The sequence below is a fragment of the Pseudarthrobacter sp. NKDBFgelt genome (genome assembly GCF_046097905.1).
GTDB classification, from domain to species: Bacteria; Actinomycetota; Actinomycetes; order Actinomycetales; family Micrococcaceae; genus Arthrobacter; species Arthrobacter polychromogenes.
The window spans coordinates 1-18,939 of the sequence record NZ_JBJURL010000080.1 but is presented as its reverse complement, the minus strand read 5'-3'; the positions used below and the strand labels follow the sequence as shown (position 1 = coordinate 18,939).

The window sequence follows — 18,939 nt, the reverse complement described above, 5'->3', positions numbered from 1 at the left end:
GAGCTCGGGCGGCGCCGCCGGCTGCGTGCACACCGGCCCACCGTCGTCGGGCTGGCGCTGCTGGTGGGCATGGGAATGGGAGTTGGCACCGTGGCCGCCAGCTCCCCGGGCCCGGCCCATAGCGGAAGCCCCTCAGTCCAGCAGCTGCTCGAGGACTGGTCACCGTCCTGGACCATCCGTACACCCCAGACCGCCGCACCCGGACCACTCCAGGAGGGCAGCGACGACGCTGCGCAGGATGACGGCGGGCTGGCCGGCGGCCGCACCCCTGGCGGGGAACCGCCGGTGGCGCCGCAGCCCGCGGAGGAGTCCCGGCAAGCCACAGCCTTCCTGCTGCCCGGCCAGGGCTGGGAAGAACCCGGCGAAGTTCCAGCGGCCGGCGGACAGGACGGGACCACGGAACGGAAAGAGGCCGCAGAAGCCGATGCGGCAGCAGCGCCGGAACACACCGGTGGGCCGGATGCCGGGAACCGCAACGGGGGCACCCCGGACAACCCAGGACAACCGCCAGTGGATGCTCCCGGTGTGCTGGGAACAGCCGGACAGGGACCGTCAGGGCAGGGAGCCGAGGCTGCCGACGGAGAAAAACCCGTGCCCGGGGCCAAGTGGCGGGAAAAGTTCGTCCGCTAGCTGTATTGACCTGAGAGGTGGGGAACGCTGCGCAGCGGGGTGCACGCTTGCCGCCGCTGCCTCCGCGTAGGCTGAACCCATGGGCCACACTAACGATCCTGCAGTCATAGAACGCCTGATGCGCACCAAAGGACGCTGGGCCATTGTCGGCCTGAGCACCAACGAATGGCGGGCCGCCTTCGATACCTCGCTGTTCATCCGCGACCGGCTGGGCATGGAAATCATCCCCGTCAACCTGCCCGGCGACCCCGTCCACGGCGAACCCGGGTACCGCAGCCTCCTGGACATCCCGGCCGCCAAGCAGCCCATCGACGTCGTGGACTGCTTTGTGAATTCCCAGAAAGTTGGGGACGTCGTGGACCAGGCGATTGCGGTGGGCGCGAAAGCGGTGTGGATGCAGCTGGGGGTCGTCGATGAGGCGGCAGCGAAACGGGCCAAGGACGCGGGGCTGGACGTGGTGATGGACAGCTGTCCCGCGCAGCAGGCTTGGAAGTTCAATCTCTGAGAGGCCCTCAGCCTTAGCTCTTCAGCAGCTCCGGATAGTGCCGCTCAGTGACATCCGGGTGCGCCCGCATCCTGCCTTTCAACATGTTCATTCCAAACGATGCCAGCAGGGGGTTCGCCGGATCATCCGTGATTCCCCTCGCTGCAGCCTTCAGTTCCGGCGGCAGCGGCACCGGGTGGATGACCGCGTCGAGCCGTGGCGACCAGAAGAACGGAACGGAGTACCGGTCCACCCCCGGCGGCGGTGCCTGTACCCGGTGGATGGTGGCTGCCAGGTAGCCTTCCGTGGCCACCTCAAGCATTTCGCCGAGGTTCACCACCAGCGCCCCCGGGAGCGGCTCTACCGGAACCCACGCTGCCGCACCTGGCGGCAGGACTTCCAGCCCGCCCACGTCGTCCTGGAGCAGCAGCGTGACGAATCCGTAGTCCGCGTGCGATCCCACGCCCTGGTCTCCAGCGGCCTCCACCACGCCGCCCACGTAGTGCACCAGCTTGCCCATCCATGCCGGTGACCCCTGGAACGGCTCGTCGAAGTAGTCCTCCGGAAGCTGCAGGGAAACGGCGATCCCCCTAAGCAGCTCCATCCCCACCGCAGACATCAGTTCAGCCCAGGCCATGGCCACGGGGCGAAGTTCGGGGAACGATTCATCAGGCCAGAGGTTGGGGCCCTGCAGCAGCCAGAACGGCTGGTCCTCCGGATAATCCGTAACGGGCTGCCGCTCCGGCGAGTAGTCGATCTGCTCCCGCGCGTCTGCCCTTCCCTGGGTGACCTCGGTGCCCATCCGGGTGTAGCCGCGGAAGTGCGGAGATAGCCGGTTGTCCAGCTTCAGGCGCTCCTCGAGCGGAAGGCTGAAGAATCGCCTGATGGTGTCAAGAAGCTGTTCCGGTTGTCCGGGGGCCGCGCCGTAGCCAGTGATCTGGAAGAAGCCCACATTGTGGGTGGCGTACCGCAGCTGCCCGATGAAATCCGGGCTGAAGGACCCGTCGGCCTGCCGTGCCGTGGCCAGGTCCAGAACAGGTATCAGCCCCTGATCGCGTGCCATCCTCGCAGACTAGCACCGGACGCGTTGGCTTTATAGGCTTCCTGGATGGACCCCGACGCACTGCGGAAAGTTTGCCTCTCATTCCCCGGCGCCTACGAGGATTACCCCTTCGGGCCGGAGACCGCTGTCTTCAAGGTGCGCGCCTCCAGTGCCGGCGGTTCCCCCACTCAGGGCAAGGTCTTTGCCTTGTCGTCGATGAGCACGGACGGATACGTGAACCTCAAGTGCGAGCCGGGTCTGGCGGTACAGCTCCGCGCCGCGCACCCTGAAATTTCCGGGGCCTGGCACATGAACAAGACCCACTGGAACGGTGTGCGGCTTGATGGGACGCTTCCTGACGACATGGTCAGGGACATGGTGGAGGACTCCTACGACCTCGTGGTGGCAGGCCTGACCAGGAAACAGCAGGAGCAGCTGGGATGGGCCCGGCTGAGCGGATCGGCGGGTAGGGAACGTGGCTAAGAAAAGGCTGGCTGAGGGCGGGCTCAACTATCCCGGGATTGGCAGCACCCAGCGCGGCACCGCCCCTGCGGGCTATCCGGGGGTCCTGGAGGAAGCCTTCCTGGGCTGCGGCATGGCGGTGTACCAGCGAGTTGCCGCCGGCATCCTGGGCTGGGAACTACAGCGGCGGGCAAGGCTCCGCGTCCGTGCCGATTCACCCGTGGCGGCACTGGGGGTGCGGGTGGTCAGCGGCTTCGGTGCCGGGCCTTTCCGGCTGAACGCTCCGTGCCAGGTGGTGTGGGTTCGGGAACCTGGGCAGGAGCGGATTCCGCAGTCAGCTGGCTTTGGCTACGGAACGCTGCCCGGGCATCCCGCGCGGGGCGAGGAATCCTTTGAAGTGGAGATCAACGGGCGTGGAGAGGTGTTCCTGCGGATCAGGGCTTTCAGCAAACCAGCCAACTGGTTCTACGCTGCCGGCGGACTGGTCACCCGCGCTGCACAGCGCCACGTGACGTCCCGGTACATTGAAGGGGCACGCACTCTCGCCTCGGAAGGAATGCCCCCGTGATCTTCATTGTCGTCAAGTTCAAGGTCAAGCCCGACTGGTCGGAGCGCTGGCTCGACCTGGTGGCCGACTTTACCCGGGCCACGCGGCAGGAACCGGGAAACCTGTGGTTCGAGTGGTCCCGCAGCGTGGACGACCCCAACGAGTTCGTCCTGGTGGAAGCCTTCAAGGACGACGCCGCCGGCGACCACGTCAACAGCCCCCACTTCAAGCAGGCCATGGCAGACATGCCGCAGGCCCTGGCCGAAACCCCCAGGATCATCAGCCGCCAGCTCGACGGTGAAGGCTGGGACCGGATGGGCGAACTCACCATCTGACCCCATCGATTGCTCCGTACCTGCCGTTTTGGCCCTCCTAAACGCCAGATACGGAGCAGTCGATAGCATGAAGACATGTGGATCGGCTGGATCGAATTCGACATCCTCCTGGGCGACGTCCAAAGCCTCAAGGAAAAGCGCTCGGTCATCAGGCCGCTGCTCGCAGAGATCAGGCGGCGCTTCGACGTCTCCGTTGCCGAGGTGGGGGACCACGAGCAATACCGGCGCTCGCAGGTGGGCGCCGGGCTGGTCGCGGCCGACCGCGCACACCTCATTGAGGTGCTGGACGCCGTCGAACGCTTTGTGGCAGCCCGGCCGGAGTTCGAACTGCTCAGTGCCCGGCAGCGTGACCACCACAGCGAGGACTAATCCCATCGACTGCTGAGTATTTGTCGTTTTCACGCGCGAAAACGACAAGTACTCAGCAGCCGATGAGGGGTGTGGATAACTTCTGCGGCCTTTCCCCGATTCTGGTCTCATGGACCGATGAAGACGCCCCGCCCGTTGCCGGACGAACTCCGGACCGGCCCCTTCACCCTTGCAGATGCGGCGCTCGCAGGAGTATCCGCGCGGCGCTGGCGTCACGGGTCGTTGGTGCGCCATGGCAGGGGCATCCGCATGGAACGCACGACGGCGGCGCTCCCCCTGAGTGCCAGGGTGCGGCCTTTCATCGAAGTCAACGGGCGATGCGCCGCATCGCATGCCACCGCCGCGGAGCTCCATGGCCTGCCGCAGCGGCGGCAGAACGAAGGCCTCGAGGTCTACCACCTCATCCGGCCCGAAGGCGCAGCGCATCTGGCGCGCCCGCATGTCATCGTCCACCGAATGAAGCTCTTCGAGGACGAGGTGATGATGATGGGCGGACTCCCCGTTACCACCCCTGAGCGCACCTGGCTGGACATGGCGGAGGTTCTGTCCGTGGATGAAGTTGTGGCCATGGGGGACAGCTGTGTCCGCGTACCCAGGCTGGAGCTTGAGGGACGGGACATGCCGTTGTGTTCCATCGGCGATCTTCAGCTCATGATCAACCGGCACAAAGGCAAACGCGGACTCCGCAACGCCAAAGAGGCCATGGAGCTCATTCGGGTGGGCTCGGACTCGCCCCAGGAAACCCTGCTGCGGCTGGCCTTGGTCCGGGCAGGCATGCCCGAACCTGAGCTGAACGTCGCCATCATCGACAACGCCGGCCAACGGCACCATGAACCGGATCTGAGCTACCGCACATACCGGATCGGGATCGAATACGAGGGCGAACACCACGGTGAAGCAGGACAGATTGTGCGGGACATAGACCGGTCGGAGCGCTACGCCGCCCTGGGCTGGACCGAAGTCCGGATATCCAAACGCCATATGCTCAACGACGCCAAGTCTGCTGTCATGAAGGTGCGCAGTGCGCTTGTCCAGGCCGGCTGGCGTCGAGGCGATTAAAACGATTGCTCCGTAACTGTCGTTCTGAGGGTTCAAAACGACAGGTACGGAGCAATCGATGGGTGGGGTGGCCTAGCCGAAGTACTTCGGCAGGGTCCCTTCGTGGGCTTCGCGGAGGGCGTCCAGGGGCAGCGACTCCACGCCGTTGATCTCCAGGGTGCCGCTGGCCGCATCCACCACGCCGATGCGCGTGTGGGCGAAGCCGCGGGCGGTGCACATGTCCGTGAAGCGGACTTCCTCGGAGCGGGGAACGCCAACAATGGCGCGGCCCTGCGACTCGGAGAAGAGCGCCGTGAACAGGTCCACGCCGTCCCGGTCCAGGACATCCTGCAGCGCGATGCGGGCACCTACGCCGTAGCGCAGCGCGGATTCCACCAGGCCTGCCGCGAGGCCGCCTTCGGACAGGTCGTGCGCGGAGTCGATCATGCCGTCACGGGATGCGTTGATCAGGATCTCGCCCAGCGCGCGTTCGGCCTCAAGGTCAACCTTGGGCGGCTGTCCGCCCAGGTGGCCGCGCATGTTCGCCCACTCGGAGCCGTCCAGCTCGGCGCCCGTGGTGCCCAGCAGGTAGATGGCCTGGCCGTCTTCACGCCAACCCGACGGCGTACGGCGGGCAACGTCGTCGAGCTTGCCCAGGACCGCCACCACGGGGGAGGGGTGGATGGGCGTGGTGCCCGTCTGGTTGTACAGGGAGACGTTGCCGCCGGTGACCGGAATGCCCAGCACCATGCACGCGTCGGACAGGCCGCGGATGGCCTCGGCGAGCTGCCACATGACGTCCGGATCCTCGGGGGAACCGAAGTTCAGGCAGTCGCTGACTGCCATGGGTACGGCGCCCGATGTGGCCACGTTGCGGTACGCCTCGGCCAGGGCCAGCTGCGCGCCGTGGTACGGATCGAGGTAGGTGTAGCGGCCGTTGGCGTCGGTGGCGAGGGCCACGCCCAGGCCGGTTTCCTCGTCGACGCGGACCACGCCGGCGTCATCAGGGAAGGCCATGGCCGTGTTGCCGCCCACGTAGCGGTCGTACTGGTTGGTGATCCAGTCCTTGGAGCACATGTTCGGCGAGGCCACCAGCTCGGTCACGGCCTTGGCCAGTTCGGCCGGGGCAGCGGGCCGGCCCGCGTCCTGCACTGAGCCGGTGAAGGTGTCAGCCTGCACGCTGTCCTGCCACTCGGGGCGGGCGTACGGGCGGTCGTAGACCGGTCCGTCGTGTGCCACCGTGCGGGGATCGACGTCGACGATCACCTCGCCTTCCCAGGTGATGATCAGGCGGCCGGTGTCGGTCACTTCGCCGAGCCAGGAATACTCCACGGCCCACTTGTCCATAACGGCCTCGAACGCCTTGACGTTCTCCGGCGTGACCACGGCCATCATGCGTTCCTGCGACTCGGACATCAGGATCTCGCCCGGGGTCAGGGTGGGGTCGCGCAGCAGGACCGAGGTCAGCTCAACCTGCATGCCGCCGTCGCCGTTGGAGGCCAGTTCGGACGTGGCGCAGGAAATGCCCGCGGCGCCCAGGTCCTGGATGCCTTCAACGAGGGAACCCTTGAACAGTTCAAGGCAGCACTCGATGAGGACCTTTTCGGCGAAGGGGTCGCCCACCTGCACCGCGGGGCGCTTGGACGGCTTGGTGTCGTCGAAGGACTCGGAGGCCAGCACGGAGGCGCCGCCGATGCCGTCGCCGCCGGTGCGGGCACCGAACAGGACCACCTTGTTGCCCTTGCCGGATGCGTTGGCCAGGCGGATGTCCTCGTGCCGCATGACGCCGACAGCCAGTGCGTTCACCAGCGGGTTGCCCTGGTACACGGAGTCGAACACCATTTCGCCGCCGATGTTGGGCAGGCCCAGGGAGTTGCCGTACCCGCCGATGCCTGCGACCGCGCCGTGCATGACGCGTGCGGTGTCCGGGTGGTCGATGGCGCCGAAGCGCAGCGGGTCCATCACGGCAACGGGGCGGGCACCCATGGAGATGATGTCGCGGACAATGCCGCCGATGCCGGTCGCGGCGCCCTGGTAGGGCTCAACGAACGACGGCGAGTTGTGCGATTCGATCTTGAAGGTTACGGCCCAGCCGTCCCCAAGGTTGGTCACGCCGGCGTTTTCGCCGATGCCCACCAGCATGTCCTTCTTCATTTCCTCGGTGACCTTCTGGCCGAACTGGCGCAGGTGGTTCTTGGAGGACTTGTAGGAGCAGTGCTCGCTCCACATCACGGAGTACATGGCCAGTTCGGCGCCGGTGGGGCGGCGGCCCAGGACCTTGACGACCTCGTCGAACTCGTTCTGCTTCAGGCCCAGTTCGGCCCAGGGGAGTTCGACGTCCGGGGTCTTGGCCGCGTTTTCGACCGTGTCGATGTTGAACTTCTTGGTGGTTTCCGTGGTCACTTGGCGCCTCCCACAATCTTGTTCAGGACGGAGGTGAAGAATCCCAGGCCGTCGGTGTCGGACCCGGCGATACCCGTCTCCCGGGACACAACAGTCTCGGGGCCGAAGCCAACTTCCACCGCGTGCTCGGGGTGCGGCATGAGGCCCACCACGTTGCCGGCTGCGTTGGAAATGCCGGCGATGTCCCGGCGGGAGCCGTTCGGGTTGAAGCCAACGTAGCGGAACACCACGCGGCCCTCGGCCTCAAGGGCGTCCAGGGTTTTGTCGTCGGCGATGTACTGGCCGTCCTGGTTTTTCAGCGGGATGGTGATCTCCTGGCCCGCTTCGTAGTCCAGGGTCCAGGCGGTGTTGCTGTTCTCGACGCGCAGGACCTGGTCCCGGCACATGAACTTCAGGTGGTCGTTCTTGATCATCGAGCCGGGCAGCAGGTGTGACTCGGTGAGGATCTGGAAGCCGTTGCAGATACCGAGCACCGGCAGCTTGGCGTCGGAGTTGGCGGCGTCGATGATCCTGGACATCAGCGGCGCGAAGCGTGCAATGGCGCCGGCGCGGAGGTAGTCACCGTAGGAGAACCCGCCGGGAATAACGACCGCGTCAACGTCACCGAGTTCGGTGTCGGCGTGCCAGAGTTCGACGGCGGTGCCGCCTGCGAGGCGGACGGCGCGTGCGGCGTCGCGGTCATCAAGGGTGCCGGGGAACGTGACGACGCCGATCCTGGCGCCGGTGAGCCTGCTGGCGCCGGAAGCGTCGCTGGGGGCTTCTCCGATGAGGGGGAGCTCAGTCATGTCAGGCCTCGACGACCTCGACGTTGACGACGTCCTCGATCACGGGGTTGGACAGGAGGGTTTCCGCGGCGTCGCGGGCCTGGGCCAGGATTTCCTCGGTCACCTCGCCGTCGACCGTCAGTTCGAAACGCTTGCCCTGGCGGACAGAGCTGAAGCTGGTGAAGCCCAGGCGGGGGAGAGCGCCGACGATCGCCTTCCCCTGCGGGTCCAGAATCTCGGGCTTGGGCATGACGTCAACAACGATCCGGGGCATCCGGTAACTCCTGTGCGTGAGCTTGGGTAAGGGCGCAGCGGAGTGGTGCCGTCTCACGCCGTTCCGGGTCCGGGGCACGTTGTGTTAGACAGTGACGTCAGGCCGTGAGTTCAGACAATGAGGACGGGCGCTCCGCGAGCTTGCTCGTCCATTCTACCGGCCGAAGGGCCACAGCCTGTATTCGGCCGGTTCGGGCAGGACGACCGCGGGCAGCCTGCTTGCCGGACGGGTGGTGGCAGCGGTTTCCGGCCTGGTGCTGTGGAGTTGGACGGGCTGCGTCACTAGGATTGTTGGATGGCTGAAAATTCGAAATCCGTGCTGTTGCCCGTGGTCGCCGCAGCAGTGTTCGCAGGACTGGGCCGGATGGTGTTCCAAAAGATTAAGGCCGACCGTTTCGCCCGGGAGAACAGGGTGGCGGGGCCGGTGGATGAGAAGACCCGGCAGTGGATCAGCGACGTGGTGCGTACGCCGCGCCAGTAGCGGCGGAGCGTATCCCCCTGGTTCCGAGGGCGTCCTTCAGGGCGCCCTTTTTTCGTGCCCTTTCCTGCTGCGGCAGGTCCCCGGCTTGCCGGCGTATGACTGGCGGAATTTTCACTTTTGTGTCCTATGTCATATTCAGCTATCAGTCTGTACTCTGTGATCGGCTGGTCTCACGAAATGACAAGATCTGTAACTTCGCGTGCCATGCCATGTCTTTTCGGGCCCCCAACCGTGGATGGGCCGGTACATCGTGAAAGGTTTGCACGTGAGATCTACTGGAAAGAGCCCCATGCGGGGCGGGGGACTCCGGAAGGCAGCGGCGCTTGCCGTGGGCTTGCCGCTACTCCTCACCTCGATGGCCATCACTCCCGCCACCGCGGCGCCGGCCGGGCAGGACAAGGCAGTGACGGCCAAGGAGAATGCACCCGCCGACTTCAAGGATGGACGCTACATCGTTGTCCTGGCGGGCGCTGCAGCGGCCGCCTATGAGGGGGAGACGCCCGGACTTGGCGCAACCAAGCCCGAGAAGGGGCGGAAGCTGGACGCCGGCGGCCCCAACTACAGGGCCTATGACGCACATCTCCGCAAGCAGCAGCGGGAGGTCGCCGCCAGCCAGGGGGTAACCCCTGGAAAGCAGTACACCGCTGCCCTCAATGGCTTCACGGCAGAACTGACCGCCGCCCAGGCCATGGAGCTGTCCAAAGACGACCGCGTGCTGGTTGTGGCCCCGGACGTGGAGAACGCCCCGGATTACACCACCACCGACTTCCTGAAGCTGACCGGCACCGATGGGGTCTGGGCAACCCAGTTCGGCGGCGAAGCGAACGCCGGCAAGGGTGTGGTTGTGGGAGTTATCGACTCCGGTTACGCGCCGGACAACCCCTTCCTGCAAGGCGAACCGGTCCAGCCGCTAACCGGTCCTGCCCAGGTGGGCGTTCCCTACCGCACCGCTGAGGGTCGGATCGCCATGCTCAAGGCTGACGGCACCACCTTCGAAGGAGAATGCCAGAAAGGCCAGGGGACGGGGGCCTCCTTCGACGGCTCCCTGTGCAACTCCAAGGTCATCGGGGCCAGGTACTTCGCCGATACCTTCATGCAGTACGTGGCCCCGGAGAACCGTGCGCCCGAGGAACTCATCTCGCCTGTCGACGTCGGAAGCCACGGAACCCACACCGCCACCACCGCGGCCGGCAACGCCAATGTGGAGCAGGTGATCGACGGCGCAAGCTTCGGCAAGAGCTCCGGCGTTGCCCCCGCAGCCAAGGTCTCGGTGTACAAAGTCTGCTGGGAAGACACCAACCCGGACACCGGCGGCTGCTACTCCTCGGCATCCGTGGAAGCAGTGGAAGCCGCCATCAAGGACGGCGTGGATGTCCTGAACTACTCCATCTCGGGCAATAACAACAACACCGCCGACCCCGTGGCCCTGGCGTTCCTTAACGCAGCAGCTGCAGGCGTGTTCGTTTCCGCTTCGGCCGGCAACTCCGGCCCCACCGTGTCCACTGTCAACCATGCCTCGCCCTGGCTGACCACGGTTGCCGCATCGACGTTCCCCAGTGACCTGCTGGGCACCGTCAAGGTTTCTGACGGCTCGCTGTACCGCGGAGCCTCCATCATGAAGTCGGAAGTGGCTGACAAGCCTGTGGTGGTTGCGGCTGCTGCCGCAGCGGCGGGAGTAACCAACGCCAACCTTTGCGGCCCCGGCAGCCTGGATGCGGCCAAGGTGGCAGGCAAGGTTGTTGTCTGCGACCGCGGCGTGGTGGACAGGACGGCCAAGAGCCAGGAAGTCCAGGACAAGGGCGGCCTCGGTATGGTCCTGGTGAACCTCACCAGCAGCTCCGAAGATGCAGACAACCATGTGCTGCCCACCGTGCACGTCAATGCGCCCAAGAGCCTGGAACTGAAGTCAAAGCTGGAAGCGAACCCCGCTTTGACCGTCAGCCTGGTCAAGGGCGACCTGACCGGTGAACCGCCGGCCCCGGCGCCGCAGATTGCCGGCTTCTCCTCCCGCGGACCCACCCTCGCCGCCGGCGGAGACCTGCTGAAACCGGACATCGCAGCACCGGGCGTCAACGTCCTGGCGGGCGTCTCCACCATCGGTAACGACGGCGACCAGTTCGGCTTCATGTCAGGCACCTCCATGGCTGCCCCGCATATCGCCGGATTCGCTGCGCTGGTCCTGGGCAAGCAGCCCACCTGGTCTCCCGCCACGGTCAAGTCGGCCATGATGACCACCGCCTACCCGCTGGTCAACGCCGATGGTTCGCCCAATGCCGATCCCTTCCAGGGCGGCGCGGGGCACATCGACTCAACCCGCGTCCTGGATCCGGGCCTGGTCTACAACTCGGGCATCAAGGATTGGCTCGGCTTCCTTAACGGGCAGGGCGTGGACACCGGCGCACCGCAGGCCGGCACCATAGCTGCCCGCGACCTGAACCTGCCGTCCGTTGCGCTCGGCAGCCTGGTGGGAGAAGTGCAGGTCAAGCGCCAGCTGACCGCGCTGGTTCCGGGCATGTACCGGCCGGAGGTCAACATGCCCGGCTTCAACATCCAGGTGGAGCCGAAAGCACTGAACTTCGCCAAGGCAGGACAGACCCGCGAGGTCACCCTGACCATCCGGAATGCCAGCGCTCCGGTAGGCAAGTTCAGCACGGGCACCCTCACCTGGAAGGGCCCCCGCACGGTCAGCTCGCCCATCGCCATCCGGCCCGTTGATGCACAGATCGCTCCGTCCTTCTCCTTCAGCTCGGCCACGGGCAGCGGGAGCGGCACGATGGAACTGGTGTCAGGTTCGGACAACCCCATCGATGTGGGCGTGGAAGGCCTGGCACCGCTGAGCCAGACCGCCATCACCAAGACACCCGGTGAGTACGCTCCCCGGAACGATGACCACAACGCGCTCCTCCAGGTGACGGTTCCGCAAGGAGCATCCTTTGCCCGGCTGGGTGTCCAGGCGCAATCGGACGACGTCGACTGGGACATGGTGGTCTACGCACCCAATGGCTCGGGTGGACTCACAGCCACCCAGGTGGCGACGGCTTCCGCCAGTGAGTTCCTGAACCTGGAGTCTCCGCGCGCGGGAACGTACTACCTCGCAGTCAACCTGTACTCCACTCCGGACAACGGACCGGCCAGTGCCTCCGTCCAGGCCGTGACCTTCGCGGGTGACGCCGGCAACCTGACTGTGGAACCGAACCCGATCGTGGCTCCCAACGGAACTGCCACCTCGGCCACGGTGTCCTGGACGGGACTCTCCGAGGGTGCCTACCTGTCCCGGCTCAGCCTGGGCGGCAACGGCATCAGGACCTGGGTCAACGTCCAGGTGGGCGCTGCGCCTGCTGCCCCTGCCGGGGCTCCGCAGGTGGCGTTCGCAGACGCCGTACCAGCGGCGTAGCAGCCTGACGCTATAGAAGAGGACAGGACCCCAGGCGTTTCAACCGCCCGGGGTCCTGTCATGTGTCTAACCGGCCTTACGAGCTTCCTTAGGCTCCGCCCCCGCTCCCAAGCAACGCCGCCATGGCATTCCAGCGCGAGATTTCGCAGCCATCCGTGCGTGTGAACACGGAATCAACGGTGCGCCCATGAAAGATGCCCGTGACCAGGGCTACCTGGGGTCCGCCGTACTGCTGGGTGCACAACCGGGGTGGGCCGGGCTTGGGAAAGAAGATGCCCTCGCCGTACTTTTCCACCACGGCCAGGGCCGCATCAGGGTCCGGCAGGGTGGTGGCCGGCTGGGCGCGGCCGCCGTCGGCCACCAGCCGGAAGACATGTTCGACGGCGGCAGGATCTTCCCGGAGCCTGACGGTCAGGTCGATCACGCCGGAACCGTCCGGGGCAGTGCATCCAGTTCCACGGCCAGCTTCTCCCGGAGTGCAGCCGCTTCCGCGGCAAAGGAGCGCTGGTGCTCCACATACTCGGCCTTGCCCTGCGGCGTCTCGATGGGAATCGCGGGGTAGCCCCACTCCGCAAGATCGTAAGGGGAAGCCTGCATGTCCATGGCGCGGATCCGCCAGGACAACTCAAAACAATCCATCACCAGCTCGCTGGGCAGGGCCGGCAGCAGCTTGTACGCCCACTTGTACAGATCCATGTTGGCGTGGAGGCAGCCGGGCTGTTCGAGGTGCCGCTGGGTCTCGCGGCTCGGCGCCAACTCATTCAGCGGGACGGCGTCCGGAGTGTAGAAGCGGAACGCGTCGAAGTGGGTGCAGCGGATCCGGTTGTCCTCCACCACCTTGTCCGTGCCGGCCGGCCCCAACCGCAGCTGCAGGTACTCGTGGCGCAGATCGAACCTGTCCTGGTGGTACACCATGGCCCATTCGTGCAGCCCGAAGCAGCCAAACTGGGCGGGGCGCGCTGCAGTTCCTCGCAGGATGATGCCCGCAAAGGCGATTGCCTCGCTGCGGTCGGCAAGAAAGGCGTCCCGGTCAAAGGTGACCGCGGTGCTGCCTTCCGGCAGCCCCAGGAAGGCAAGCTCGCCGTCGTCGAGCCGCCGGTAGTGCTTCCAGCCAAGGCGCCCGGCCGCTTCCCCGCCCAGCAGGACGTTCCCTGCGCCGGGGTGCCACCGGCGCAGCTGGCCAGGTTTCTGGGTGTAGTAGGTGAAGAGGAAGTCCTCCACCGGATGCTTTTTACCTGCCGACCTGCGGGCCAGGTAGGGGTCCGCGTAGCGGCTGACGCGCAGTTGGTGTGCCCTCTCCAGCTCCTGCCATACGTCCGCCGCGAGGAGCCTAGGCTCCACCGGCAACACCAAGAACATCCCTTGCAGCATCCCAGCTGCCAATCTCACAGCCGTTGGTGCGCGAGAAGGCAGCGTCTACGGGGACACCGTCCACAACTCCCGTCACGGTGGCTTTCTGGGGGCCGCCCCACTGCTGCGTGCAGGCCTGCGCGGTTCCGGGGATGCTGGGGCTCAGCAGTCCCGCGTTTTCCTTCAAGGCGGAGCAGGCTGAATCCGCGGCGGGATGCACGCTCTCGGCAGCGGGGACTCCTTCTGTGCAAACCAGGGTGTAGCTGGTCTCGGGTTCTCCCTCTGCGGTGGTCACGATAATGGACAGTTCGGCATTGCCCTGCCCGGGCCCGGAGGGTGCCGCCGACGGTTCCGGGGCGGGGGCAGGGACGGAGGTCTCGGTGTCGGCGGAGGGGCTGGCGGACGGGCTGTCCGACGCGGTGGCGGAGGCTGTGGGAGTTGCGGAAGGTTCGCCGGAAGGGCTGCCTCCGCCCTGGTCCGGGGAGCACGCCGGGAGCAGCGTTGCCGCCAGCAGCAGGGCGAGCGCCGTCTTCCTCATGGACCGTGGACTGTCCGTCATCCCATCATTCTACTGCCGGTTCTGGTTCTGTCTCCTGGCCGGAGGTGGCCGCAATCAGCCCCATCATGGATGTGTGCAGTTCCGTGACCTCGGCGCGGGTTAGTCCCAGGCGTTCCATCATGGTTCCCGGGACCTTGAGGGCCTCCTGGCGCAGCGCGGCGCCTTCGGGGGTCAGTTCGACGGCGAGGGCACGCTCGTTGCCGTCCACCCTCCGTCGCGTGATCAGTCCCGCGGCCTCAAGCCGGCGGAGCAGCGGTGAGATGGTGGCCGGTTCCTGGGCAAGGGCATCGCTGATGTTCCGGACCGTGCGCGGACTCGCCTCCCACAGGCACAGCATCACCAGGTACTGCGGGTGGGTCAGGTTCAGTCTCTCGAGGACGGGCTTGTAGGCACCCACGACGCTGCGCGCAGCCACTGTCAGCGCGAAGCACAACTGGTGCTCCAGGAGCAGGTCCCCGTCCTGCCCCGGCTCGATGCCGGTTACCGTCTCCATAGCTCCTCCAATTGTTAGTGCACTAACTATTAGCGTACACTTCGAATAGTAATCATGTCAGGTAAGGAGCCGGTTCATGGGCAAGAGCAACTCTGAGGGTAAGGAAAACGCGTCACAGCGTTTCATGCGGGCCACCGGCAGGCTGCGGGCCATCTTTGGTCCGGCCAACCGCTCATCCCTTGTCCACGACATGACGGAGGAAAACCGCAGGCTGTTGGCCCAGCGTGAGGCGGAGACCCAGCAGTGGGAGACCGTTACCCGGCCCGATGGCAGCACCTACGTTGTACCCAGGAACCCGGAAGACAAGTCGCTCCGCTGAGCCTGCCCAAGCGGGTATGGGCGGGAGCCTTTTCCGGTCCGCGGGCATAAAATAAGGGCACTGGCTCCAGCACGGAGGCAGGAACTCTTTCCCCCGGATAGTCGGGAAGGGGGTGGAAACAGTGGCACATGTAGTCGACAGGTTCATGGGCCTGACCGACAGGCTCCGGTTCTTCTTTGGACCAGCCGCGCGGCTGGACCCCGATACGCCGGTAACGCACAGGCACGACGCTTTCGAACAGGCCTCGGAAGAGGAACTCTCGCACTTCGTTGTGGAAACCGATGGTGCCGGCCATCACTACGCCGTACGTCGCGAAGACCTCGAAAAGCAAAGCTGAACGGACCCCGGCTGCTCCGGCAATCCCGTCAGCAGGACACAAAAAACAGGGCCCCTCTCCGAACAAGCGGAAAGGAGCCCGGTTTTCGTTTCCGGCTAGCGGCCGGTGCCGCCGTACACGGTGGCTTCGCTTTCGCTGTCCAGGTCAAAGGCCTTGTGGATGACGCGGACAGCCTCATCCAGCAGGTCCGCGTGGGTCACCACGGAGATGCGGATCTCGGAGGTGGAGATCATGTTGATGTTGATGCCGGCGTCGGACAGTGCCTTGAAGAACGTTGCCGACACGCCCGGGTGGGAGCGCATGCCCGCCCCGATCAGGGACAGCTTGCCGATCTGCTCGTTGTACTCGATGCTCTCGAACCCGATCTGGTCCTGCGCAGCATGAAGGGCTGCCAGCGCGTCGGCGCCCTCCACGATGGGAAGCGTGAAGGAAATGTCCGTCCGCCCCGTGCCGTGGGTGGAGACGTTCTGCACGATCATGTCGATGTTCGAGTGGGCGTCGGCGATGACCTGGAAGATCGCTGCGGCCTTGCCGGGGATGTCCGGGACGCCAACAACGGTGACCTTGGCTTCGGAACGGTCGTGCGCAACGCCGGAGATGATTGGCTGCTCCAAGGCAACTCCCTCTTGTGTGGTGATCTTGTCTTCGGCGCTGGGGATGACCCACGTGCCTTCGTGCTGGCTGAATGAGGAACGTACGTGCAGGGGGACGCCGAACCTGCGGGCGTACTCCACGCAGCGCAGGTGCAGGATCTTGGCTCCGGATGCAGCGAGCTCGAGCATCTCCTCGCTGGAGATCCGTTCAATCTTCTGGGCGGAGGGAACAACACGGGGATCCGCCGTGTAAATGCCGTCCACGTCCGTGTAGATCTCGCAAACGTCCGCTTCCAGCGCAGCGGCCAAGGCCACAGCGGTGGTGTCTGAACCGCCCCGGCCCAGGGTGGTGATCTCGTTGGTGGCCCGGCTCATTCCCTGGAAGCCGGCCACGATAGCGATGTTGCCCTTGTCCAGGGCGGTGCGGATCCGGTGGGGGTCGACGTCGATGATCCGGGCCTTGCCGTGGATGCCATCGGTGATCATGCCGGCCTGGGAACCGGTGAAGGACTGGGCGGAGGCGCCCAGCTTGTTGATGGCCATGGCCAGGAGTGCCATGGAAATACGCTCGCCCGCGGACAGCAACATGTCCATCTCGCGGGCCGGGGCGGAGTCTGTCACCTGGCCGGCAAGGTCCAGGAGCTCGTCAGTGGTATCACCCATGGCCGAGACGACCACCACAACTTCGTTGCCCGCAATCTGTGCGTCCACCACGCGTTTGGCAACCCGCTTGATACCGTCCGCGTCCGCCACGGAGGATCCGCCGAACTTCTGCACGATGAGCTGCTTTGTCACCGCACGGCCGGCGGGCGGCTCCTGCTGCTGCGTTGCGTTGTGCACTTCGGTAGTGGGCGTACTCATGCGCGTACCTTCACTGGATTAATTGGAGTCCGGCCAGACAGCCGTAACGCTGTGCTGGCCCTGACGCTGGGAACTAACGCCATCGATGGCGCGACTTCTTCCTCCAGTTTATCGCCGCCCGCAGCCCGGGGTTGAATTGTGACCATTTTCAGGCCCGGGATGCGCCGCTGGAGGGCGCGCGTGCCGGTGAATGGCGACGTCTGGAGCCTTGGCAGTTTGGGGGGAACTTGTTGTGGTGCGCAGGTTGTTGTGCCGTGTCAGGTGGTACCCGGTCAGGTCAGGGCGTTGCGGCGGCCCTCGAAGGCGCGTCCCAGGGTGACCTCGTCCGCGTATTCCAGGTCTCCGCCCACCGGGAGCCCGGAGGCGAGGCGGGTCACCGTGATCCCGATCGTCTTCAGCATGCGTGCCAGGTAGGTGGCGGTGGCCTCGCCCTCAAGATTGGGGTCCGTGGCGATGATGACTTCCTGAATGGCGCCGTCGTTAAGCCGGGTCAGCAGTTCGCGGATCCGGAGCTGTTCTGGTCCAACGCCCGCGATCGGATTAATGGCGCCGCCCAGCACGTGGTAGCGGCCCCGGAACGACCGTGTCCGCTCCACGGCCAGCACATCCTTTGATTCCTCCACCACGCAGATCACGGCCGGATCCCGGCGAGGATCCCGGCAAATATTGCAGAGTTCCTGCTCGGTGACGTTGCCGCACACCGAGCAGAACTTGACCCGTTCCTTGACGGTGGTGATCGCCTCAACCAGCCGTTTCATGTCCTGCGCGTCCGCCTCAAGGATGTGGAACGCGAGCCGTTGGGCGGACTTGGGACCCACCCCCGGAAGGCGTCCGAGCTCGTCGATCAGCTCCTGGACAGCACCTTCGTACACGTTTCCCTCTTCAGCTTGGTGTGATTTGCGGGTAAAGCAATGACTTGCAGATGCGCCCCCGGCTCGCCGGGGCCGCGGTCAGTACCGCGGCGCGATGGGGCTTCCGTCCGGGGAACGCTCCTCAATTAGCTTCCCGCCCAGAATACGCTCCACGGCGGCACGTCCGAACACTCCGGACTCTTCGATCGTCTCATCGTCGGCGCTGGGGATGTCCTGGACGTAGGTGGCAGCAGCTGCAACCGCCCTGGCTGGCGCCTTGGCACGCCCGGCCTCTGCTTCGGGGCTGTTGGACAAGCGCTGGTACAGGCTCTGCCGTGCTTCTGCTGCGGCAGCAGAAGACCCCTGCGGAGAGTTTGCCGGGGCCGCCTTCGCGGGAGCCGCCTTGGCAGGAGCAGCCGGCGCCGCCGCAGTGATCACCGAAGCCGCCGGGGACGCTGGCGCCGGAGAGGATGCTGGTAGAGACGGTGCTGGTAGAGACGGTGCTGCTGGAGATGGTGCCGTTGGGGCTTGAGCAGCGTGCGCGGAGGGGGCTGCAGCAGCGGAGGCAGCAGATGCCATGGCGTACTCGGGCGCGCGCACGTGCTGCGGTGATGAAGGCGCCTGACCGTCATCATCGGCTCCGGGCTGTCCGCTGCCGGGAGCCGGGGCAGCAGGCGCCAGGCCCCAGTCCGGTCCAGGGCTGGAGCCGGCCTTGGTGACCGGGATGGAGGGCGGCACCTGGGCGGCAGCAGGTTCGTAGTGCGGCGTTGGAGCAGGCGGCTTTGGTGCCTCTTCGGGTCCTTCCGCGGAAGCACTCTTGCCCACGTTGCTTTCCTCGCCGACCACCCAGACTCCGGGTGCCTGTTCGACTGCGCGGGTCCAAGGATCGTGGGGACTTCCGGCGGCCGACGCTGGATCAGCGCCAGGCTGGCCGTTGCTGTGGGCGGTGGTACCGGCGGCGGAGCCGACCGGAGCAGAACTGACCAGTGAGGAACCGGCCCTGCTTGAAACGCCACCCGTACCTGAATTGCTTGAACTGGTGCTGCTTGAACCGGTGCCGGCCGATGGCGCCGGCGGCCTGGACTGGGCAGAAGGGTCCCAGTCCATGGGAGGTTCTTCTTCGAGCGGGGGAGCGTCCTCGTCCCTGGCTGGTCCCCAGTCGTCGTCAGAATAGGAGTAGTCGCCTGCCGGGGCGGCAGGAACCGGAACAGGGGAGGCGTTTACAGTGGCGGGGACGTTTCCGGGCGCCTGCCCGGGGCCGGACTGTCCGGTAGATGGACGAGTTGGTGGTTACGCCAACGACGTTCTTCTCTTCGATGAGCTTCGCCAGGGTACCGGTGTCCAGGCGTCCGCG

The 18,939-nt window shown here is 65.8% G+C and carries 22 protein-coding genes and 1 pseudogene; 11 read left to right on the top strand and 12 right to left on the bottom strand.

Features of this window, described 5'->3' with window-relative positions:
• Both ACKAE7_RS17465 and ACKAE7_RS17460 read left to right on the top strand, forming a co-directional pair.
• Window positions 1–630, top strand: a pseudogene (locus tag ACKAE7_RS17465) (hypothetical protein); the annotation flags it as partial.
• Between the two features lie 79 nt (window positions 631–709).
• A complete protein-coding gene (locus ACKAE7_RS17460) occupies window positions 710–1,135 on the top strand; it encodes a CoA-binding protein (RefSeq protein WP_408979871.1) in 426 nt (141 codons plus the stop codon).
• Window positions 1,136–1,148: 13 nt separating this feature from the next.
• Here ACKAE7_RS17460 and ACKAE7_RS17455 read toward each other — a convergent pair whose 3' ends face one another.
• Window positions 1,149–2,177, bottom strand: a complete 1,029-nt coding sequence (locus tag ACKAE7_RS17455) for an isopenicillin N synthase family dioxygenase (protein ID WP_408979870.1) — start codon at window positions 2,175–2,177, stop codon at window positions 1,149–1,151.
• A gap of 45 nt (window positions 2,178–2,222) precedes the next feature.
• Between ACKAE7_RS17455 and ACKAE7_RS17450 the strand changes: the two genes are divergently transcribed.
• The 5 genes from ACKAE7_RS17450 (at window position 2,223) to ACKAE7_RS17430 (ending at window position 4,928) form a co-directional block, all read left to right on the top strand.
• Window positions 2,223–2,639, top strand: coding sequence for an MmcQ/YjbR family DNA-binding protein (locus ACKAE7_RS17450; RefSeq protein WP_408979869.1), 417 nt, complete (start codon window positions 2,223–2,225; stop codon window positions 2,637–2,639).
• Window positions 2,632–3,186: a DUF1990 family protein gene (locus ACKAE7_RS17445; RefSeq protein ID WP_408979868.1), complete on the top strand. Its 555-nt coding sequence runs from the start codon at window positions 2,632–2,634 to the stop codon at window positions 3,184–3,186. The genes ACKAE7_RS17450 and ACKAE7_RS17445 overlap by 8 nt, the downstream gene beginning before the upstream one ends.
• Window positions 3,183–3,500 (top strand): putative quinol monooxygenase, encoded by a 318-nt coding sequence (locus ACKAE7_RS17440; RefSeq protein ID WP_408979867.1) that lies wholly within the window; start codon window positions 3,183–3,185, stop codon window positions 3,498–3,500. The genes ACKAE7_RS17445 and ACKAE7_RS17440 overlap by 4 nt, the downstream gene beginning before the upstream one ends.
• A 75-nt stretch (window positions 3,501–3,575) precedes the next feature.
• The gene (locus ACKAE7_RS17435; RefSeq protein ID WP_104188210.1) at window positions 3,576–3,869 is read left to right on the top strand and encodes a DUF503 domain-containing protein; all 294 of its coding nucleotides are present in this window, start codon (window positions 3,576–3,578) and stop codon (window positions 3,867–3,869) included.
• Window positions 3,870–3,986: 117 nt separating this feature from the next.
• Window positions 3,987–4,928, top strand: a complete 942-nt coding sequence (locus ACKAE7_RS17430) for a hypothetical protein (protein WP_321201475.1) — start codon at window positions 3,987–3,989, stop codon at window positions 4,926–4,928.
• Window positions 4,929–5,000: 72 nt separating this feature from the next.
• On the opposite strand, the gene purL is transcribed toward ACKAE7_RS17430, so the two are convergent.
• From purL to purS, 3 genes are read right to left on the bottom strand one after another with little or no spacing between them, the layout of a single operon-like run.
• Entirely contained in the window at window positions 5,001–7,310 is a 2,310-nt protein-coding gene (gene purL, locus ACKAE7_RS17425) for a phosphoribosylformylglycinamidine synthase subunit PurL (RefSeq protein ID WP_408979866.1), read from the bottom strand.
• Window positions 7,307–8,095 carry a phosphoribosylformylglycinamidine synthase subunit PurQ gene (gene purQ, locus ACKAE7_RS17420; RefSeq protein ID WP_190613138.1) on the bottom strand — a complete coding sequence of 263 codons (789 nt, stop codon included), beginning with the start codon at window positions 8,093–8,095 and terminating at the stop codon, window positions 7,307–7,309. Before purQ ends, purL begins: the two co-directional genes overlap by 4 nt.
• A gap of 1 nt (window position 8,096) precedes the next feature.
• Complete coding sequence (purS, locus tag ACKAE7_RS17415) at window positions 8,097–8,348, bottom strand: phosphoribosylformylglycinamidine synthase subunit PurS (protein WP_015935902.1); 252 nt, start codon at window positions 8,346–8,348, stop codon at window positions 8,097–8,099.
• A gap of 294 nt (window positions 8,349–8,642) precedes the next feature.
• On the opposite strand from purS, the gene ACKAE7_RS17410 reads away from it, so the two are divergent.
• Together ACKAE7_RS17410 and ACKAE7_RS17405 are read left to right on the top strand one after the other, a co-directional pair.
• Window positions 8,643–8,828 (top strand): hypothetical protein, encoded by a 186-nt coding sequence (locus tag ACKAE7_RS17410; RefSeq protein ID WP_174180966.1) that lies wholly within the window; start codon window positions 8,643–8,645, stop codon window positions 8,826–8,828.
• A gap of 289 nt (window positions 8,829–9,117) precedes the next feature.
• Window positions 9,118–12,222, top strand: coding sequence for a S8 family serine peptidase (locus ACKAE7_RS17405; RefSeq protein WP_191035386.1), 3,105 nt, complete (start codon window positions 9,118–9,120; stop codon window positions 12,220–12,222).
• Window positions 12,223–12,310: 88 nt separating this feature from the next.
• Here ACKAE7_RS17405 and ACKAE7_RS17400 read toward each other — a convergent pair whose 3' ends face one another.
• The 4 genes from ACKAE7_RS17400 to ACKAE7_RS17385 are packed head-to-tail and all read right to left on the bottom strand — an operon-like array spanning window position 12,311 to window position 14,624.
• The gene (locus ACKAE7_RS17400; protein ID WP_408979865.1) at window positions 12,311–12,646 is read right to left on the bottom strand and encodes a serine protease inhibitor; all 336 of its coding nucleotides are present in this window, start codon (window positions 12,644–12,646) and stop codon (window positions 12,311–12,313) included.
• Window positions 12,643–13,581: a 3-methyladenine DNA glycosylase gene (locus ACKAE7_RS17395; RefSeq protein WP_408979864.1), complete on the bottom strand. Its 939-nt coding sequence runs from the start codon at window positions 13,579–13,581 to the stop codon at window positions 12,643–12,645. Before ACKAE7_RS17395 ends, ACKAE7_RS17400 begins: the two co-directional genes overlap by 4 nt.
• Window positions 13,553–14,131: an SSI family serine proteinase inhibitor gene (locus tag ACKAE7_RS17390; protein WP_408979863.1), complete on the bottom strand. Its 579-nt coding sequence runs from the start codon at window positions 14,129–14,131 to the stop codon at window positions 13,553–13,555. The genes ACKAE7_RS17395 and ACKAE7_RS17390 overlap by 29 nt, the downstream gene beginning before the upstream one ends.
• Window positions 14,132–14,135: 4 nt before the next feature.
• Window positions 14,136–14,624 carry a MarR family winged helix-turn-helix transcriptional regulator gene (locus ACKAE7_RS17385; protein WP_408979862.1) on the bottom strand — a complete coding sequence of 163 codons (489 nt, stop codon included), beginning with the start codon at window positions 14,622–14,624 and terminating at the stop codon, window positions 14,136–14,138.
• 76 nt (window positions 14,625–14,700) lie between these two features.
• Here ACKAE7_RS17385 and ACKAE7_RS17380 point away from each other — a divergent pair, with 76 nt between their 5' ends.
• Window positions 14,701–14,943 carry a hypothetical protein gene (locus ACKAE7_RS17380; RefSeq protein WP_188811424.1) on the top strand — a complete coding sequence of 81 codons (243 nt, stop codon included), beginning with the start codon at window positions 14,701–14,703 and terminating at the stop codon, window positions 14,941–14,943.
• 121 nt (window positions 14,944–15,064) lie between these two features.
• Complete coding sequence (locus ACKAE7_RS17375; RefSeq protein ID WP_188811426.1) at window positions 15,065–15,280, top strand: hypothetical protein; 216 nt, start codon at window positions 15,065–15,067, stop codon at window positions 15,278–15,280.
• Between the two features lie 95 nt (window positions 15,281–15,375).
• Here ACKAE7_RS17375 and ACKAE7_RS17370 read toward each other — a convergent pair whose 3' ends face one another.
• From ACKAE7_RS17370 to ACKAE7_RS17355, 4 genes are all read right to left on the bottom strand, one after another.
• On the bottom strand, window positions 15,376–16,734 hold the full coding sequence (locus tag ACKAE7_RS17370; protein ID WP_066273644.1) for an aspartate kinase: 1,359 nt from the start codon (window positions 16,732–16,734) through the stop codon (window positions 15,376–15,378).
• A gap of 272 nt (window positions 16,735–17,006) precedes the next feature.
• Window positions 17,007–17,606 (bottom strand): recombination mediator RecR, encoded by a 600-nt coding sequence (gene recR, locus ACKAE7_RS17365; RefSeq protein ID WP_408979861.1) that lies wholly within the window; start codon window positions 17,604–17,606, stop codon window positions 17,007–17,009.
• Between the two features lie 78 nt (window positions 17,607–17,684).
• Window positions 17,685–18,410, bottom strand: a complete 726-nt coding sequence (locus ACKAE7_RS17360; RefSeq protein WP_408979860.1) for a hypothetical protein — start codon at window positions 18,408–18,410, stop codon at window positions 17,685–17,687.
• Between the two features lie 340 nt (window positions 18,411–18,750).
• Window positions 18,751–18,939, bottom strand: a 189-nt coding sequence (locus ACKAE7_RS17355; RefSeq protein ID WP_408979872.1) for a hypothetical protein, incomplete at its 5' end; no start/stop codon positions are given.

What these genes read in the sequence shown, in the direction of transcription:
- ACKAE7_RS17460 (WP_408979871.1), top strand. Translation starts at nt 710, where the DNA reads ATGGGCCACACTAACGATCCTGCAGTCATAGAACGCCTGATGCGCACC.
- ACKAE7_RS17405 (WP_191035386.1), top strand. Translation starts at nt 9,118, where the DNA reads ATGCGGGGCGGGGGACTCCGGAAGGCAGCGGCGCTTGCCGTGGGCTTG.
- ACKAE7_RS17380 (WP_188811424.1), top strand. Translation starts at nt 14,701, where the DNA reads ATGGGCAAGAGCAACTCTGAGGGTAAGGAAAACGCGTCACAGCGTTTC.
- purS (WP_015935902.1), bottom strand. Translation starts at nt 8,348, where the DNA reads ATGCCCCGGATCGTTGTTGACGTCATGCCCAAGCCCGAGATTCTGGAC.
- ACKAE7_RS17385 (WP_408979862.1), bottom strand. Translation starts at nt 14,624, where the DNA reads ATGGAGACGGTAACCGGCATCGAGCCGGGGCAGGACGGGGACCTGCTC.
- ACKAE7_RS17395 (WP_408979864.1), bottom strand. Translation starts at nt 13,581, where the DNA reads ATGTTCTTGGTGTTGCCGGTGGAGCCTAGGCTCCTCGCGGCGGACGTA.
- ACKAE7_RS17435 (WP_104188210.1), top strand. Translation starts at nt 3,576, where the DNA reads ATGTGGATCGGCTGGATCGAATTCGACATCCTCCTGGGCGACGTCCAA.
- ACKAE7_RS17410 (WP_174180966.1), top strand. Translation starts at nt 8,643, where the DNA reads ATGGCTGAAAATTCGAAATCCGTGCTGTTGCCCGTGGTCGCCGCAGCA.
- ACKAE7_RS17430 (WP_321201475.1), top strand. Translation starts at nt 3,987, where the DNA reads ATGAAGACGCCCCGCCCGTTGCCGGACGAACTCCGGACCGGCCCCTTC.
- purQ (WP_190613138.1), bottom strand. Translation starts at nt 8,095, where the DNA reads ATGACTGAGCTCCCCCTCATCGGAGAAGCCCCCAGCGACGCTTCCGGC.
- ACKAE7_RS17455 (WP_408979870.1), bottom strand. Translation starts at nt 2,177, where the DNA reads ATGGCACGCGATCAGGGGCTGATACCTGTTCTGGACCTGGCCACGGCA.
- ACKAE7_RS17450 (WP_408979869.1), top strand. Translation starts at nt 2,223, where the DNA reads ATGGACCCCGACGCACTGCGGAAAGTTTGCCTCTCATTCCCCGGCGCC.
- ACKAE7_RS17370 (WP_066273644.1), bottom strand. Translation starts at nt 16,734, where the DNA reads ATGAGTACGCCCACTACCGAAGTGCACAACGCAACGCAGCAGCAGGAG.
- ACKAE7_RS17390 (WP_408979863.1), bottom strand. Translation starts at nt 14,131, where the DNA reads ATGACGGACAGTCCACGGTCCATGAGGAAGACGGCGCTCGCCCTGCTG.